This window comes from Kitasatospora sp. NPDC036993 (genome assembly GCF_055607525.1).
In genome coordinates, this window is the sequence record NZ_JBVJRP010000033.1 from 26392 (window position 1) to 42832 (window position 16441).

The window sequence follows — 16441 nt, forward strand, 5'->3', positions numbered from 1 at the left end:
GGGCCGTCCGGCCGGACCATGCCGGATCCTCCGGCCGGACCAGCCGGAGGTGATCCTTCCGGACCATCCTGCGCCGCGCCCTCGCGATGCACGGCATTTCCGCCGAATTGCGGCGCCACACCGGGCTGCGCCCGCGTGCTTCGCCCCTTTCGTCCGTCGTAAGCTGCTCGGACGCATCGCCGACAGCACGAGCACGCGGAGGGCGTGGGAGGGTCAGGACACTCCCGGTCCCCGATGCGCGACCGGACCTCCCCGTATTCCAGCCCATCCCCACCCACTCCAGGGGCTCGACCGAGCCCCGCGGACACTCCAGCAGGGCCTGCCACCACCCCCGGCAGGCCGGACGTCCCGGGGTGGGCCTCCGGCCCCGCAGACCGCTCGCTCCCTCCGCTCGCCGATGCCCTGACCACATTGCGAACTGGAGATCCACGTGGCCGGCCGTATCGAGGACTACGCACTCATCGGAGACATGCAGACCGCCGCCCTGGTCAGCAGGGACGGGGCGGTGGACTGGCTCTGTCTGCCCCGCTTCGACTCGCCGGCCGTGTTCGCCGGCCTGCTCGGCACCGATGAACACGGCTTCTGGCGGATCGGACCGGCCGAGGCCGTCCCGGCCGGAATCCCCGCATCGGCCGCCGCCACGCCCCCCACCACGGCCGACCGGGCCCGCATCGCCGACACCACCGGCCAGCGGGTGCCCCCGCCCAGCGCCGCCGCCCCCGCGGTGCCCGCCGACCGCCGCCGCTACCGGGGCGACTCGCTGATCCTGGAGCAGGAGTGGGACGCCCAGGGCGGCACCGTCCGGGTGATCGACTTCATGCCGCCGCGCCCGCTGGCCGGCAAGGACGCCGTCCCCCAGGTGATCCGGATCGTCGAGGGCGTCTCCGGCACCGTACGGATGCGCTCCGCGGTCCGGATGCGCTTCTCCTACGGCCGGGTGGTGCCCTGGGTGCACCGCGTCGAGCAGCCCGACGGCGGCCACCGCACCGTCGCCGTCGCCGGGCCCGACTCGGTCTGGCTGGACGGCGAGGCCGAGACCTACGGGCGCGACCTCACCACCTACGCCGACTTCACCGTCGGCGCCGGCGAGCGGATCGCCTTCGCCCTCACCTGGCAGGCCTCCCACCTCGACCCGCCCAGGGCCCCGGACGCCGAGGAGATGCTCGACGCCACCGCCGACTTCTGGCACGAGTGGGCCGACCAGTGCACCTACCAGGGCCCCTACCGCGAGGCCGTGGTCCGCTCCCTGATCACCCTCAAGGGCCTCACCTACGCCCCCACCGGCGGGATCGTCGCCGCCCCCACCACCTCCCTGCCCGAGGACATCGGCGGCGAGCGCAACTGGGACTACCGCTACACCTGGCTGCGCGACGCCGCGATCACCCTCTCCTCGCTACTGCGCACCGGCTACCGCGACGAGGCCCGCGCCTGGCGCGAGTGGCTGCTGCGGGCCGTCGCCGGCGACCCGGAGAACCTCCAGATCATGTACGGCATCGCGGGCGAGCGCGAGCTCACCGAGTCCTCGCTGGACTGGCTGCCCGGCTACGAGGGCTCGCAGCCGGTCCGGGTCGGCAACGGCGCCGCCGGGCAGCTCCAGCTCGACGTCTACGGCGAGGTCGTCGAGGCCCTGCACCTGGCCCACATGACCGGCCTGGTCCGCAACGACCACGCCCACCACCTCCAGCTGCGCCTGATCGAGTACCTGGAGGACCACTGGCAGGAGCCGGACGAGGGCATCTGGGAGGTGCGCGGCCCGCGCCGGCACTTCGTCCACTCCAAGGTGATGGCCTGGGTCGCCGTCGACCGCACCATCAAGCTGCTGGAGCAGACCCCCGAGGACGAGCCCACCGGCGGCCACCTGGAGCGCTGGCGCGAGCTGCGCGACACCATCCACCGGGACGTCTGCGAGCGGGGCTACGACCCGGAGCGCAACACCTTCACCCAGTACTACGGCGGCAGGGAACTGGACGCCTCGCTGCTGCTGATCCCCCAGGTCGGCTTCCTGCCGCCGGACGACAAGCGCGTCATCGGCACCATCGAGGCGATCCAGCGCGAACTGTCCACCGAGGACGGGTTCGTGCTGCGCTACCCGACCCACGACGAGTCCGGCAACAACGTCGACGGCCTCTCCGGCCACGAGGGTGCCTTCCTGGCCTGCTCGTTCTGGCTGGCCGACGACCTCGCCATGATCGGCCGGGTGCAGGAGGCCCGCGAGCTGTTCGACCGGCTGCTCGCGCTGCGCAACGACCTCGGCCTGCTCGCCGAGGAGTGGGACCCGCGGCTCAAGCGCCAGGTCGGCAACTTCCCCCAGGCGTTCAGTCACGTCCCGCTGATCGACACCGCGCTGCGGCTCACCGCCTGCGGCGCCGCGTACCTGTCCGCCCAGCCGGACGGCCTGGCCGCCGACCGGGTCGAGCAGGCCACCGTCTGACCGGGGCCGGTCCCGCGGGTCGCCGCGGATCCGACGGGGATCCGCGGCGGCCCGGAGAGACCTTGAGAGATCCGCGGAGACCGGCGAAGGCCCGCGTCAGCCGCGCTGCACCAGCTCGTCGTAGGTGCTGAGCACCTGGGCGACGGTGGCGGCCTCGTCCGGCCAGGTCTCGGCCTGCTGCCGGCCGGCCGCCGCCAGCTGCTCACGGCGGGCCGGTTCCGCCAGCAGGGCGCGCACCGCGCGGCCGATCGCGACCGGGTCCCCCGGGGGCACCAGCACGGCGGCGTCGCCGACCAGTTCGGGGATGCCGCCGACGGCGGTGGCGACCACCGGCACACCGGCCCGCATCGCCTCCTGCACCACCAGCGAGCGGGCCTCCCAGCGGCTGGAGAGCACCACGAGGTCGGCGGCGGCCAGCAGGTCGGGCACGTCGGTGCGGTAGCCGAGCAGCCGCACCGGCAGCTTCTCGGCGGCCGCCCGCTCACGCAGCGCGCCCGCCTCCGGGCCGTCCCCGGCGAGCAGCACCAGCGGTTCGGGGTCGAGTTCGGACAGCTCCCCGGTGGCGTCCAGCAGCAGCCCGAAGGCCTTCTGCGGGACGAGCCGGCCGACCGCCAGCACCAGCGGGCGGTCGGGGCCGTCGCCGAGCAGCGAGGCGCGCGCCTCGGCCCGGCCGAGCCGGCCCTCGGGCATCGGCGGGGCGGCCACCGGGCCCAGCCGGGCGTCGGTGGCGCCCAGCTCACGGGCCCGGGCGACCAGGTCGGAGGAGGCCCCGAGGACCAGGTCGGCCGCCCGCGCCACCCGGCGTTCCATCAGCCGTTGCAGCCGGCGCTCCATACCGGTGGCCAGCAGTGCGTGGTGCGAGGTGACCACCAACGGGGTCTCCGGGCGCAGTCCGGGGAAACGGCCCGCGGTGCGCAGCGCGAGGTCGGACAGCAGCCCGGCGCGCAGACCGTGGGCGTGCACCACGTCGGCGCCGGTGAAGGCCCGGCGCAGCTCGCCGATCGCGGTGGCGTCGCTGCGGGCTCCCGCGGTGGGGGTGATGTCGACGGTGTGGAACCCGGCGCCCGTACGGGAGAAGCCGAACAGCGCGTCCGCGGCGGCCGGCGCGCAGACCGTGACGATCACCCCGTGCGCGACCAGGCCCTGGGCCAGGGAGCGCACGTGCGCACCGATGCCGCCGGTACTGGCGGCCAGGACGAGTACCGCGTGCAGCTGCCCCGGTTCCGGGGCGGCCGCGGTGGCACGGGCGGCGGAATGGTCCACGTCGTCTCGCATCCGACTCGATCAGTTTCGCGCGCCGCTTCGCGAGGATTGCCCGCCGGGCGGCGCTCGGGGCTGGGAAGCCAGTGTCCAGCCGCCACCATGCCAGGTCGGCGGCCCTCTTGGACAGTCGGCGCCACCGGGGGCGCGTCGCCGAGGTCCGAGGGGGCCACCGGCGCCGGCTAGCGGTGGCGCGGGGCCCGGGCCGCGGCCAGCAGTTCCTCGGCGTGGGCACGGCCCAGCTCGGAGTCCTCCAGGCCGGCCAGCATCCGGGAGAGTTCGCGCACCCGCTCCTCGTCGTTCAGCACCTTGACACCACTGCGGGTGACGGTGCCGTCGTTGGTCTTCTCCACCACCAGGTGCCGGTCGGCGAACGCGGCGACCTGCGGGAGATGGGTGACCACCACGACCTGGGCGGACTCGGCCAGCTTCGCCAGCCGGCGGCCGATCTCCACCGCGGCCTTGCCGCCGACGCCCGCGTCCACCTCGTCGAACAGGTAGGTGGGGACGGGATCGGCACCCGCGAAGACCACCTCGACGGCGAGCATCACCCGGGACAGCTCACCGCCGGAGGCGCCCTTGGCGATCGGCCGGGGCTGGGCGCCCGGGTGCGGGGCGAGCAGCACCTCGACCTCGTCCACGCCGTGCGGACCGTACGCGACGGTGCGCCCGCCGACCTCGATCCCGGACAGGTCGTCGACCTGGGCCAGCGAGAAGGTGACCCGGGCGTGCGGCATGGCCAGTTCGGCGAGTTCGGCGGAGACCGCCTCGGCGAACCGCCCGGCCGCGGCGTGCCGGACCCGCGACACCTCGGCGGCCAGCTCGGCCAGCTCGGCCCGCAGCTCGGTCTCCCTGGCGCCGAGCTCGTCGATCCGGTCGTCGTCGCCGTCCAGCTCGGTCAGGCGCGCCGACCCGGCCTCGGCCCAGGCGATCACCTCGGCGAGCGAGTTGTCCTCGCCGCCGTACTTGCGCAGCAGCTGGGCCAGCACGGCCCTGCGGTCCTCGACGGCGGCCAGGCGCACCGGGTCGGCGTCCAGGTCGTCCGCGTAGCCGGCCAGGTCGCCGGCCACGTCGGCGAGCAGGTAGCCGACCTCGTTGAGGCGGTCGGCCAGGGCGGCCAGCCGCTCGTCGTGCTGGCGCACCGCGTCCAGGGCGCGGCGGGACTGGGCGAGCAGGGTGCCCGCGTCCAGCGCCTCGGGGTCGGCCGGGTCGCCGGCCAGGGCGGCGTGGGCGAGGGTCGCGGCGGAGGACAGCGCGTCGGCGTGGCCGAGGCGCTCGGCCTCGGCGGCCAGGTCCACGTCCTCGTCGGCCACCGGCTCGGCGGCGGCGATCTCGTCCAGGCCGAAGCGCAGCAGGTCGGCCTCCTGGGCGCGCTCACGGGCCCGGGTGGTCAGCTCCTCCAGGGTCGCGGAGACCTCGCGCAGGATGCGGTAGGTCTCCCGGTAGCGGGCCAGCGGCTCGGCCACCGAGGCGCCCGCGAACCGGTCCAGCGCGCCGCGCTGGCGGGCCGGGCGCAGCAGGCGCTGCTGGTCGGTCTGGCCGTGCACGGCGATCAGGTCCTCGCCGAGTTCGGCGAGCAGCCCGACCGGCACCGACCGGCCGCCGACGTGCGCCCGGGAGCGGCCCTCGGCCGAGACCGTCCGGCTGATCAGCAGCGCTCCGTCGTCCAGTTCGGCCCCGGCCTCGATCGCGCGGGCCGCCGCCGGGGAGTCGGCGGGCAGTTGCAGCCGGCCCTCCACGACGGCGCGTCCGGTGCCGTTGCGCACCAGGCCCGGGTCGGCGCGGCCGCCGAGCAGCAGGCCCAGGCTGGTCACGACCATGGTCTTTCCGGCGCCGGTCTCACCGGTCACGGCGGTGAAGCCGGGGGCGAGTTCGACCACCGCGTCGTCGATGACCCCAAGATCCCGTATCCGCATCTCGTCCAACACGGAGACGACCTTACGAGGTTCCGCCCCCGGCGCGCGACGAGCGGCAACGGCGCGCGGCAACTCCGTGCCCCGAAGTTCATCCCTTCCGGGAGTCCTGCGCCGGTGCCGGCGCCGTGCAGCGGGGCAGGAAGAACTGCACCAGCGGGCCGATGGCCAGCGCGTACACGACGGTGCCGACCCCTGCGGTGCCGCCGAGCAGCAGACCGGTGGCGAGTACCGTCACCTCGATGCCGGTTCTGATCAGCCGCAGCGAACGGCCGGTGCGCCGGTGCAGGCCGGTCATCAGGCCGTCGCGCGGGCCGGGGCCGAGCCGGGCACCGATGTAGAGGCCGCCGGCCAGCCCGTTGAGCACGATCGCCGCGACCGACAGCGCGATCCGGGCCGGCAGGGTGCCGGGGCCGTCGGTCACCCGCAGGGTGAGGTCCATGGCCACGCCGATCACCACCACGTTGGCGACGGTGCCCAGGCCCGGACGCTGGCGCATCGGTATCCACAACAGCAGTACGAGGGCACCGCAGATGATCGACCAGGCGCCGACCGAGAGTCCGACGGTGCGTTGCAGGCCCTGGTGCAGGACGTCCCAGGGATCGAGGCCGAGGCCGGAGCGGAGCATCAGCGCCGCGCTCGCGCCGTACAGGGCGAGGCCGACGAACAGTTGCGGGATCCGACGGCCCAGGGCGTGGGTGTCGCCGAGGACGCGGACGGCGAGGCCGGCGCGCCCGGCGGCCGGGACGGGCCCGGCGGCGGCCGGTGCCGGGGTCGTACCGGACGGCATGGAGGGGGTGGACGAGGGCGTGGTGGACGGGGCCGTGGTGGCCAATGGTGCTCCTGCGGTGGTGCTGCACCGCGGGGCAGGCCCAGCGGTGGCGGCCGGTATGGCCACCCTGCCATGATGGCCAGGCCAAAACGGCCCGCTCCAGGGCCAATTCCGAGCAAGTGGACTGATTGCCTTGGCCGACTGGCACACCACCGTCACCCCGCCCGCACTGGCCCGGCTGCTCGCCACCGCCCGGCTCCCCGAGCCGGCCGCCACCCGCCGCCCCGCCTACCGCACCCTGGCCGGACAGATCCGGCTGCTGGTCACCGAGGGCCGGCTGCCGGTCGGCGCCCGGCTGCCCGCCGAACGCGAACTGGCCACCGCCCTCGCGATGAGCCGCACCACCGTCGCCACCGCGTACGAGACGCTGCGCGGCGACGGCTACCTGCACAGCCGGCGCGGAGCGGGCAGCTGGACCGCCCTGCCCGAGGGCGCCCCGCCGCCCGGCGAGGCCCTGCACCCCGTCCCGCCGGACGAACAGGGCCGCACCCTGGACCTCGGCGTCGCCGCCCCGCCCGCCCCCCAGCCCTGGGTCGGCCAGGCCGCCGCCCGGGCCGTCGAGCAGCTGCCGTACTACGCCGCCGGGCACGGCCACTACCCCACCGGCGTCCCGGTGCTGCGCGAGGCCGTCGCCCGCCGCTTCACCGACCGCGGACTGCCCACCACACCCGACCAGATCCTGATCACCACCGGCGCGATGGGCGGCCTGCACCTCGTCCAGCGAGCGCTGATCGGCCGCGGCGACCGGGTCGCCGTGGAGGCGCCCAGCTACGCCCACACCCTGTCGGCACTCCGGCTGAACGGCGCGCGCCTGGTGCCGGTGCCGTACGCCTGGACACCGCGGCCCGCCTGGGACCTCGACGAGTGGCGGCGGGTGCTGCGCGGCGCCGGGCCCCGGGTCGCCTACGTGATCCCGGACTTCCACAACCCGACCGGCGCGCTGGTCGACGAGGAACAGCGCCGCGAGCTGCTGGCCGCCGCCCGGGCCGCCGGGAGCATCGTGCTGACCGACGAGACCACCGCCGAACTCGGCTGGGGCGTACCGGCGTCCACACCGCTGCCGCGCCCGATGGCGGCCCTGGACCGCTCCGCCCAGGTGGTCACCGTCGGCTCGGCCGGCAAGCTGCTCTGGGGCGGCCTGCGGATCGGCTGGGTCAGGGCCGCGCCCGCGCTGGTGCGCCGGCTGGCCAACGAGCGGGTCCACAGCGACGTCGGCACCCCGGTGCTGGAGCAACTGATCGCCGCCGAACTGCTGGGCGACCCGCTGCCCGCCGTACGGGAGCACCAACTGGCCAGGCTGCGGGCCGGCGCGCAGGCCTTCGCCGCCGCCCTGCCCGAACGGCTGCCCGGCTGGAGCTTCACGATGCCGCCCGGCGGGCTCGCGCTGTGGGTCTCCACCGACGGCCTGTCCGGCGCGGCACTGGCCCGGGCCGGGGAGCGCGGCGGGGTCAGGATCGCCTCGGGCAACCGCTTCGGCTCGGACGGCGCCTTCGAGCACCACATCCGCATCCCGCTCACCGTGCCCGCCGCGGCCGTCCCCGCCGCCGTCGAACGCCTCGCCGCCGTGGCCGCCCAGGCGGCGGCCGGCGGACGGCTCGAACCGGCCGAGGAGGCCCAGCCGCTGGCAGTCTGACGGAGCGTCAACGAGAGGTGCGCACCTGTGCCGCGGAAGGCCCTTGCCCCGTACGGGCTTTCGCACCCGCGCGCGACCGCCGGACAGCCGGCCGCCTAGTGGTGGTCGGCCCGGCCGCGCCAACCCGTCACCGGCAGCGCGAACTTGGCCACCAGCCGATCGGTGAAGGGCGCCCGGTGCAACCTGGCCAGCCGCACCGGCGTCCGGCCCCGGCGGACCTCCACCCGGGCCCCGGCGGGCAGTTCGACCGAACGCCGCCCGTCGCACCAGAGCACGCCGTGCGGGGTCTTGGGCTGCACCTCGACCGCCAGCACCGACTCCGGCGAGGTCACCAGCGGACGGGCGAACAGCGCGTGCGCGGAGATCGGCACCATCAGCAGCGCCTCCACCTCCGGCCACACCACCGGCCCGCCACCGGAGAACGCGTACGCGGTGGAACCGGTCGGCGTCGCGCACACCACGCCGTCACAGCCGAAGTTGGAGACCGGACGGCCGTCCACCTCGGTCACCACCTCCAGCATCCGCTCCCGGGACGCCTTCTCGATCGAGGCCTCGTTCAACGCCCAGTCCTCGTGCACCACATCGCCGTTGGTGCGGACGATGACGTCGATCGTCATCCGCTCCTCGACCTCGTAGTCGGCGTCCACCACCCGGTCGACCACGACGGCCAGGTCGTCCCGCTCGGCCTCGGCGAGGAAGCCCACCCGGCCCAGGTTGATCCCGAGCATCGGCAGCCCGTGCGAGCGCGCCAGCTCCGCACCGCGCAGCAGCGTCCCGTCCCCGCCGGCCACCAGGATCAGCTCGCAGCCGTCCGCCGCCCCGGGGCCCTCGGCCACCTTCTCGACGCCTTCCGGCAGGTCCAGGTCCACCGCCTCGGTCTCCAGCAGTCTGATCCGGAGCCCCGCCTTCAGCAGCCCGTGCACCAGCCCCTCGACGCTGCGCAGCGCCGCCTCCCGGCCGGTGTGCGCGATCAGGAAGACCGTACGTGCTTCATCGCTCATGCCGCTGCCCTCTCCCTAACGCCTGCCGGGTCGCCCTCGGCCCCGGTGCGGCCGCGCCATACAACACGACGGGCCGGACGCTCGCAAGGCACCCTACCGGGGCCCCTCCGCCACGGCCCGGTCCGCCTCCGCGGGGTCCAGCCGCTCGGCGTCCCGGCGCAACCAGAGGAAGTACTCGACGTTGCCGGACGGCCCCGGCAGGGGGCTCGCGGTGACCGCGCGCACGCCCAACCCGAGCTCCCACGCCTGCCCGGCGACCTGGCGCACCATCTCGGCGCGCAGTTCCGGGCTGCGCACCACCCCGCCGCTGCCCAGGCGCTCCTTGCCGATCTCGAACTGCGGCTTGACCATCAGCACCAGGTCCGCGTCCTCGGCCGCGCAGGAGGCGAGGGCCGGGAGCACCAGGCCCAGTGAGATGAACGACAGGTCGCCCACCACCAGGTCGACCGGGGTGTCGCCGATCAGGTCCGGGGTCAGCTCGCGCACGTTGGTGCGGTCCATCACGGTGACCCGCTCGTCGCTCTGCAACGACCAGGCGAGCTGCCCGTAGCCGACGTCCACCGCCAGCACGTGCGCGGCCCCGGACCGCAACAGCACGTCGGTGAACCCGCCGGTGGAGGCACCCGCGTCCAGCGCCCGGCGGCCCTCGACCACCAGGCCCTGCGGCACGAACGCCGCGAACGCGCCGGCGAGCTTGTGGCCGCCGCGCGAGACGTAGTCGGGGTCGTTCTCGTCCCTGGCCACCACGACCGCCGCCGAGGTCTCCACCTGGGTGGCCGGCTTGGTCGCGGTGGCGCCGCCGACGGTCACCCGACCGGCTGCGATCAGCTCGGACGCGTGCTCACGCGACCGGGCCAGCTTGCGGCGGACCAGCTCCGCGTCGAGTCGGCGTCGTGCCACTGCCACTGGTGTTTCAGCTCCTACGGATCCTGCGGGTCATTCCCGGTCGAGCGCGGCCAGCGTGTCGACGAGCCGCTGGTGAACATCTTCGTACACGGCGACGTGGGCCTCGGCCGGGACCCCGTCCAGGGCCTCCAGCAGGGCCAGCCCGGCGTCCACCCCGAGGTGTCCGGTGAGCACCGGTTCGACGCCTGGCGGCCCGGCCGGCGAAGGGCGTTCGGCCGGTGGACAGGGCTCGGCCGGTGGGCGGGACTCGGTCGGTTCACTCGTCTCGGGCATCGGGCTTCTTCGTACTGGTGGCCTTGCGGACGGTGGTCTTCCTGGTCGCCGCCGCACGCTTCGCGGGAGTCCCGCTCCGCCCGTCGGCCTTGGGCTGGCCCTCGGCCGGCCGGGCGGTGGCGGTCTTCTTGACGGTCGTCTTCCTGACGGCGGTCGTCTTCTTCGCGGTGGCCTTCCCGGCCGCGGTCTTCCCCGCCGCCGCCTTCTTCGCCGCGGTCTTCTTCGCCGCCGCCTTCTTGGCGGCGCTCTTCTTCGCCGCCGGCTTCCCGGCCGGCACCGTCCCGCTCTCGACGGCGGGCTCCTCCGGCGGTGCCGGAGAGACCACGGACACCGGCGGAACGGGCGGATCGACCTCGACCGGCTCGTCCACCTCCACCCGCTCCGCGACTATCGGCTCACCCGAGGGCCGTACCGCCGACCGCTCGTCCTCGAACTCCCAGCCACGCCCGAACAGGTCCCCGGCCCGCGGCGCCGGGACCGGCTCCTCGTCCTCGGACTCCCCCGGCCCGGCCTTCGCCGCCGCAGGCTCCTCCTCGACCTCGCGCAGCTTGGTCTCCAGGTACGCCAGCACCACACCGACCTTGGTCACCTGGTCGCCGACCCTCTCGAAGACCTTCTCCGCCTCGTCGCGTGCCACGCCGACCGCCAGGTCCACCCCGGCCCGCCCGGCGGTGACCGCTTCCCCGGCCAGGGTCTGCAAGGTCTCCGCCGACGGCGGGAACCGACCGCCCAGCCGGCGCTCGACCTCGGCGACGTCGACCCCGGCCTTCTCCAGGATCGAGGCCGCCGTCCCGACGACGAGCCTGCCGACCTCCTCGGCCACCCCGGCCGCGGTCTCCACCACTCCCCGAACCGTCCTCGGCAGCATCCGGGTGCCTCCCAATCGCCTACGCGCGTCGCTCCGTCGCCCTCGGTGCCCTGGCCGTGCCGAGCACCCCACCGACGACGCTACCGCCAAAACCCTCCTGAGGTACCGTGGCCCGCAGTCAGCACCGCAGCGACCGGGGGAGGGAGCCGCCCCGTGGCGAACACCGAGGAGTGCCGGGAGGCACTGGAGCAGCTCAGCCGGAACATGGCGAAGTCCACCGGCGACGTCCGCAAGGCCACGACCCTCGACCGCTCGGTCAGCTGCCGGATCACCGACCTCGACCTGACCTTCACCGGGCAACTGCGCGACGGCCGGATCCAGGGCGTGGTGACCGCCCCCGGCGCCCCGGCCGAGAAGGCGGAGATCCGGCTCACCATGAGCAGCGACGACCTGCTCGCCCTGGTCGGCGGCCGGCTCAACTTCGCCTCCGCGTGGGCGAGCGGCCGGGTCAGGCTGGAGGCGGGCTTCCGCGACCTGCTGCGGCTGCGCACCCTGCTCTGATCCCGGTGCTCCGGGCCTGATGCTCCGAGCCCGGCCGCCGACGGTGGGCCGCCGGCCGTGCGCCGCCCGTCCTCAGAACCCCAGGTCGGCGAGCGCCTTCCGGCCGTCCACCGGCGCGCCGCCCGCGTCCAGCACGGTCCACGCCGCCGCGCACAGCGCCCGCAGGCCGTCCCAGCGGTCCCCCGACCCGGACAGCCGCAGCACGCCGGCCTCGACGCCCGCGACCCAGCCGCCGCACGCGAAGCCGTCACCGGTGGCCGAAACCGCCGGGTGCGGGACGAGCAGTCCGCGCAGGTCCGCCGCCAGGTAGGTCGGCCGGTGCTCGACCGGGGCCGCCAGCAGCAGCTCGGGGGTGGTCACCCCGGTGAACACCAGCAGGCTGTCCACCCCGCCGTTGAACGCGCCCTCGATGTCGGTGTCCAGCCGGTCCCCGACCACCAGCGGCCGCTCCGCGCCGGTGCGCAGGACGGTCTCCCGGTGCATCGGCGGCAGCGGCTTGCCCGCCACCTCCGGCTCCACCCCGGTCGCCGCCCGCACCGCCGCCACCAGGGTGCCGTTGCCGGGCGCGATGCCGCGTGCCCTCGGCACCGTCAGGTCCAGGTTGGACGCCACCCACGGCAGGCCGCTCTGCACCGCGTACGAGGCCTCCGCCAGGTCCGTCCACCCCACCGAGGGGTCGAAGCCCTGGACCACGGCGAGCGGACCGTCGGCCAGTGAACGGACCGCGACCAGCCCCCGCTCGGCCAGCGCCTCCTCCAGTCCGAGACCGCCCACGACCAGCACCTTCGATCCGGCCGGCACCTTCTCCGCGACCAGCCGGGCGGCGGCCTGGGCCGAGTTGATCACGTCGGCCGGCTCGGCCGGGACGCCCAGCTCGGTGAGGTGCTCGGCCACCACCCGCGGCGGACGGGAGGCGTTGTTGGTCACGTAGGCGAGCCGCATCCCGGCCGTCCGGGCGGCGTCCAGCGCTTCCACCGCGTGTTCGATCGCGTGCGCGCCCGCGTAGACCACACCGTCCAGGTCCAGCAGCGCGGTGTCGTACGCCTCGGTCAGCGGCCGCTCGCTGCTCTCGGGGGTGGTCCGTCGCCCGGTGGTGGCCGTCTCGGTCATGGTCGCGCTACCTCATTCACTACGTCGTCATTCACTACGTCGTCGTTCGCTGCGTCGTCGTTCGCTGCGTCGTCGTTCGCTGCGTCGTCGTTCACTGCGCCGGTGCCGTCGCGTCGTCCTTCTCGGCGACCGACCGGTCGTCACGCCGTCCGGTCAGGCGCCGCCGTCGCCCCCCGCGCCGTCCGCCGCTTCCCGAGCCTGCTCCCCGGCTCCCGCCGGGGGCGCCAGGTACCCGGGTGCGCCCGGCAGCAGCGGGCCGTACGCCCCGGCACGGGCCGCCAGGGTCGCCCGGGTCTGCCGCAGGGCCTTCCGGTAGTGGTCGGCCTCCGGCCGCATCGCCACGGCCAGCGCCAGGTGCTCGGCGGAGGTCTCGAAGTCGCCCAGCCGGGCCGCCGCGACCCCCCACCCGAACTGAGCGTAGTCGTCCGCCGGGTCGGCCAGCACCACGGCCCTGAAGTTCTCCAGCGCCGCCGCGTACGAACCCGCGTCGAACTGGGCGCGCGCCAGCGCCTCCCGGATGCTGCGCGAGTGCGGTTCGGCCGCCGCCGCCCGGGCCAGCAGCTGCTCGGCGGCCGCCGGATGCCCCTGCGCCAGCAGCCGCGCGCCCCGGCGGAACCAGTCGTACACGTCCCCGACGGGCTCCCCGGCGCGGCTCTGCCGCGGTACCCCGCCGTTCGCCGCGCCGCCGCCCGGTGCGGCGCTCAGTACGTCGCCGGGTGCGTCACCCGGCACGTCGCCGGCCGGGGCGCCCCCGCCGGTGGCACCGACCGGCCCGCCCGACTCGACCGGGACGCCGCCCACCCGTTCCTGCCCGTCGTCCATGCCGTACCTCGCCCTCGGTCACACACCCGTCCCACCGCTCGGCACGGGCGTTCCGATCTCTCAACAACGCGTACCCGGTTACGATGCCCAGAATGAGCACACCCAGTGCAGATGACGGAGTCGAGACTCCCGTGGGCGGCCCCGGCGATCCCGGGCACGTCGCCACCGCCGGCCTGTCCCTGTCCCCTTTCCGCGGACTGCGCTACGTCCCCGACCGGGTCGGCGCGCTGGCCGCGGTGATGTCCCCGCCGTACGACGTCGTCGACCCTGGCCGCCGGCTCGACCTGGAGACCGCGGACCCGCACAACGTGGTCCGGCTGATCCTGCCCAGGCCCGAGCCCGAGGACGCCGGCGACCGTCCCGACCGCGACACCCGCTACCGGCACGCCGCCCGGCTGCTGGCCTCCTGGCAGCGCGACGGCGTCCTCGCCGCCGATCCGGAGCCCGCGCTCTACGTCTACGAGCAGCGGGTGCCGGCCACCGACGACTCCCCCGAGCTGCTCCAGCGCGGCCTGATCGGCGCCCTCGCGGTAAGCGGACGCGAGGGCGGCGTGGTGCTCCCGCACGAGGACGTGATGCCGCGGCCGGTCGCCGACCGGGTCGGCCTGATGCGCACCACCCGGGCCAACCTGGAACCGCTGCTGCTCACCTACCGGGGCGACGGCGGCGCCTCCGGCGTGATCGAGCGGACGGTCGAGGCCGAACCGCTGCTCTCCACCGCGACCAGCGACGGCACCCATCACCGCCTGTGGGCGGTGACCGACCCGGCCGAGATCGCCGAGATCGGCCGCGACCTCGCCACCTGCCGGGCCCTGATCGCCGACGGCCACCACCGCTGGGAGATGTACCTGCGCCTCCAGCGCGAACACCGCCACCTGCCGCGCAGCCCCTGGGACCGCGGCCTGGTGCTCCTGGTGGACACCGCCCGCTACCCGCTGCGGGTGCGTGCCATCCACCGGGTGCTGTACCGGCTGCCGGTCGGGGAGGCGCTGGAGCGGCTCGGCGACCAGTGGAAGGTCAAGGAGGTCCCCGGCCCACTGGCCGCGGCACTCCAGGCGCTCGCCGAACAGAAGCGGCACGGCGGCAACGGCTACGTGCTGACCGGCGGCGACGGCGTCTACTGGCTGGTCGGCGAACCCGAGGAGTCCCTGCTCGACGCCACCGTGCCGCACGACCGGCCGGAGGAGTGGCGCCACCTGGACGCCACCGTCCTGCATGCCACCCTGCTCGACCACACCTGGCACGTCCCCGACGGCCCGGACGACATCGGCTACCTGCACACCGCCGCGGCCGCCGAGCGGGAGGCCGCCCGCACCGGTGGCACCGCCGTCCTGTTGCACCCGGTCCGGGAGTCCGTGGTGCGGCGGCTGGCCGAGCAGGGCGTCACCATGCCGCGCAAGTCCACCTCGTTCGGGCCGAAGCCGGCCACCGGACTGGTGCTGCGCAACCTCACGCTGGGCTGACAACGCCCCAGGCCCCGGACGCCGCGAGGCCCTGCCGTTCCCCGATTTTCCGGGGAACGGCAGGGCCTCACGGTGTTGCAGGGGGTTCTACCAGCGGGCTGCTCAGCCCTTGTCGGCGTCGGCGTCGACCGCCTTGACCGCCTTGGTCTCCTCGGCGTCCTCGGCCTCGGTGCCCTCAGCCTCGGCGTCCCGGGCCTTGTCCACGGCCTTCTGGGAACGCTCGGGGACCACACCGTCGAAATCGTCGTCGATCTCGAGGTCGTCCTCGTCGTAGTACTCCTCGACGTCCTCGTCGTCCTCGAAGATCACGCGGTCCTCGGCGTTGTCGCCACCACGCTTCTTCGCCGGGGCCTCGTCCGACTCGGTCTCGTCCTCGGCCAGCTCCGGGTCGAGCGCGTCGGTGAACTCGACGCCGTCGATCTCGGCCAGCCGCTCCGAGGCGTTGGTGGTGCCGTCGGTGTCGGCCTCGGCCGCCTTGGCGAACCAGTCACGGGCCTCGTCGCCCCGGCCGGCCGCGATCAGGGCCTCGGCGTAGGCGTACCGCAGACGGGCGGTCCACGGGTGCACGGCGCTGGAGGCCAGCTCCGGGCTCTGCAGCGTCACCACGGCGGCTTCGAACTGCTCCATGTCGCTGCGGGCACCGGCCGCCACCAGGCGCATCTCGACCTGGCCGGCCTTGTCCAGCTGCTTCACCTCGGGCTCACCGGCCATCGCCAGCGCCCGCTCCGGACGGCCCAGACCGCGCTCGCAGTCGGCCATCACCGGCCACAAGTCCGCCCGACCGGTCATCCGACGGGCGGCGCGGAACTCGGTCAGCGCCTCGGAGTAACGCTGCGTCATGTACGAGGCGAAACCGGCCGCCTCACGGACGGCGGGGACGCGGGAGGCCAAGCGGAGCGCGACGCGCGAGTACTGGTAGGCCTCCTCCGGCTCGCCGTCGAGCAGGCGGGCCACCATCACCAGATTGCGGGCGACATCGTCCGCGAGGGTCTTGGGCAGGCTCTTGAGCTCCTGGCGCACGTCCGCGTCCAGCTCGAAGCCGGTGACGTCCTCCGGGATCGGCAGGCGCTTGACGGGCTCGTAGTTGCCCCGGCGGTCGTCGTAGTCCCGCTGGCCGCGGTCGTCGCGGCGGTCATCCCGGCGGTCGCCGCGGTCGCGGTTGAAGCCACCACCGGAGGGACGGTCGTCGCGGCGGAAGCCGCCACGGTCGCCGCCGCGGTCGTCACGGTCACGGCCGTAGCCACCGGAGGGGCGGTCGTCGCGACGGAAGCCACCGCCGGAGGGGCGGTCGCCACGATCGTCACGACGGAAACCGCTCGGGCGGTCATCGCGGCGGAAGCCGCCGCGGTCGTCACGGTCGCGGTTGAAACCGCCGCCGGAGGGACGGTCGCCACCACGGTCGCGATTGAAGCCACCACCGGAGGGACG

13 protein-coding genes and 1 pseudogene are annotated in these 16441 nt (G+C 74.9%); 4 read left to right on the forward strand and 10 right to left on the reverse strand.

What is annotated here, in order from left to right; genetic code table 11:
- Positions 1-430: 430 nt before the first annotated feature.
- Positions 431-2431, forward strand: a complete 2001-nt coding sequence (locus ACZ7C5_RS37205; RefSeq protein WP_401087223.1) for a glycoside hydrolase family 15 protein — start codon at positions 431-433, stop codon at positions 2429-2431.
- A 96-nt stretch (positions 2432-2527) separates the two neighbouring features.
- Here ACZ7C5_RS37205 and ACZ7C5_RS37210 read toward each other — a convergent pair whose 3' ends face one another.
- The 3 genes from ACZ7C5_RS37210 to yczE all read right to left on the reverse strand — a co-directional run bounded on the left by ACZ7C5_RS37210 (position 2528) and on the right by yczE (position 6439).
- Positions 2528-3706: a glycosyltransferase family 4 protein gene (locus ACZ7C5_RS37210; protein WP_401087224.1), complete on the reverse strand. Its 1179-nt coding sequence runs from the start codon at positions 3704-3706 to the stop codon at positions 2528-2530.
- Positions 3707-3873: 167 nt separating this feature from the next.
- Positions 3874-5607: a DNA repair protein RecN gene (recN, locus tag ACZ7C5_RS37215; RefSeq protein WP_470324396.1), complete on the reverse strand. Its 1734-nt coding sequence runs from the start codon at positions 5605-5607 to the stop codon at positions 3874-3876.
- A gap of 88 nt (positions 5608-5695) precedes the next feature.
- Positions 5696-6439 (reverse strand): membrane protein YczE, encoded by a 744-nt coding sequence (gene yczE, locus ACZ7C5_RS37220; protein WP_401087226.1) that lies wholly within the window; start codon positions 6437-6439, stop codon positions 5696-5698.
- A gap of 130 nt (positions 6440-6569) precedes the next feature.
- On the opposite strand from yczE, the gene yczR reads away from it, so the two are divergent.
- On the forward strand, positions 6570-8069 hold the full coding sequence (gene yczR, locus ACZ7C5_RS37225; RefSeq protein WP_401087228.1) for a MocR-like transcription factor YczR: 1500 nt from the start codon (positions 6570-6572) through the stop codon (positions 8067-8069).
- A gap of 95 nt (positions 8070-8164) precedes the next feature.
- Here yczR and ACZ7C5_RS37230 read toward each other — a convergent pair whose 3' ends face one another.
- The 4 genes from ACZ7C5_RS37230 to ACZ7C5_RS37245 all read right to left on the reverse strand — a co-directional run bounded on the left by ACZ7C5_RS37230 (position 8165) and on the right by ACZ7C5_RS37245 (position 11093).
- Positions 8165-9070, reverse strand: coding sequence for an NAD kinase (locus ACZ7C5_RS37230; protein ID WP_401087230.1), 906 nt, complete (start codon positions 9068-9070; stop codon positions 8165-8167).
- Between the two features lie 93 nt (positions 9071-9163).
- Complete coding sequence (locus ACZ7C5_RS37235; RefSeq protein WP_470324397.1) at positions 9164-9970, reverse strand: TlyA family RNA methyltransferase; 807 nt, start codon at positions 9968-9970, stop codon at positions 9164-9166.
- 36 nt (positions 9971-10006) lie between these two features.
- Positions 10007-10249 carry a hypothetical protein gene (locus ACZ7C5_RS37240; RefSeq protein WP_470324392.1) on the reverse strand — a complete coding sequence of 81 codons (243 nt, stop codon included), beginning with the start codon at positions 10247-10249 and terminating at the stop codon, positions 10007-10009.
- The gene (locus ACZ7C5_RS37245) at positions 10233-11093 is read right to left on the reverse strand and encodes a hypothetical protein (RefSeq protein WP_470324393.1); all 861 of its coding nucleotides are present in this window, start codon (positions 11091-11093) and stop codon (positions 10233-10235) included. Before ACZ7C5_RS37245 ends, ACZ7C5_RS37240 begins: the two co-directional genes overlap by 17 nt.
- A gap of 177 nt (positions 11094-11270) precedes the next feature.
- Here ACZ7C5_RS37245 and ACZ7C5_RS37250 point away from each other — a divergent pair, with 177 nt between their 5' ends.
- On the forward strand, positions 11271-11618 hold the full coding sequence (locus ACZ7C5_RS37250; protein WP_401087235.1) for an SCP2 sterol-binding domain-containing protein: 348 nt from the start codon (positions 11271-11273) through the stop codon (positions 11616-11618).
- Between the two features lie 72 nt (positions 11619-11690).
- On the opposite strand, the gene ACZ7C5_RS37255 is transcribed toward ACZ7C5_RS37250, so the two are convergent.
- Both ACZ7C5_RS37255 and ACZ7C5_RS37260 read right to left on the reverse strand, forming a co-directional pair.
- Positions 11691-12728 carry an HAD-IIA family hydrolase gene (locus ACZ7C5_RS37255; protein ID WP_470324394.1) on the reverse strand — a complete coding sequence of 346 codons (1038 nt, stop codon included), beginning with the start codon at positions 12726-12728 and terminating at the stop codon, positions 11691-11693.
- Between the two features lie 153 nt (positions 12729-12881).
- Positions 12882-13550 (reverse strand): tetratricopeptide repeat protein, encoded by a 669-nt coding sequence (locus ACZ7C5_RS37260; RefSeq protein WP_470324395.1) that lies wholly within the window; start codon positions 13548-13550, stop codon positions 12882-12884.
- A 92-nt stretch (positions 13551-13642) separates the two neighbouring features.
- Here ACZ7C5_RS37260 and ACZ7C5_RS37265 point away from each other — a divergent pair, with 92 nt between their 5' ends.
- Positions 13643-15013 (forward strand): DUF1015 family protein, encoded by a 1371-nt coding sequence (locus ACZ7C5_RS37265; protein ID WP_401087243.1) that lies wholly within the window; start codon positions 13643-13645, stop codon positions 15011-15013.
- Positions 15014-15256: 243 nt separating this feature from the next.
- On the opposite strand, the pseudogene ACZ7C5_RS37270 reads toward ACZ7C5_RS37265, so the two are convergent.
- Positions 15257-16078, reverse strand: a pseudogene (locus tag ACZ7C5_RS37270) (tetratricopeptide repeat protein); the annotation flags it as partial.
- Positions 16079-16441: the final 363 nt, after the last annotated feature.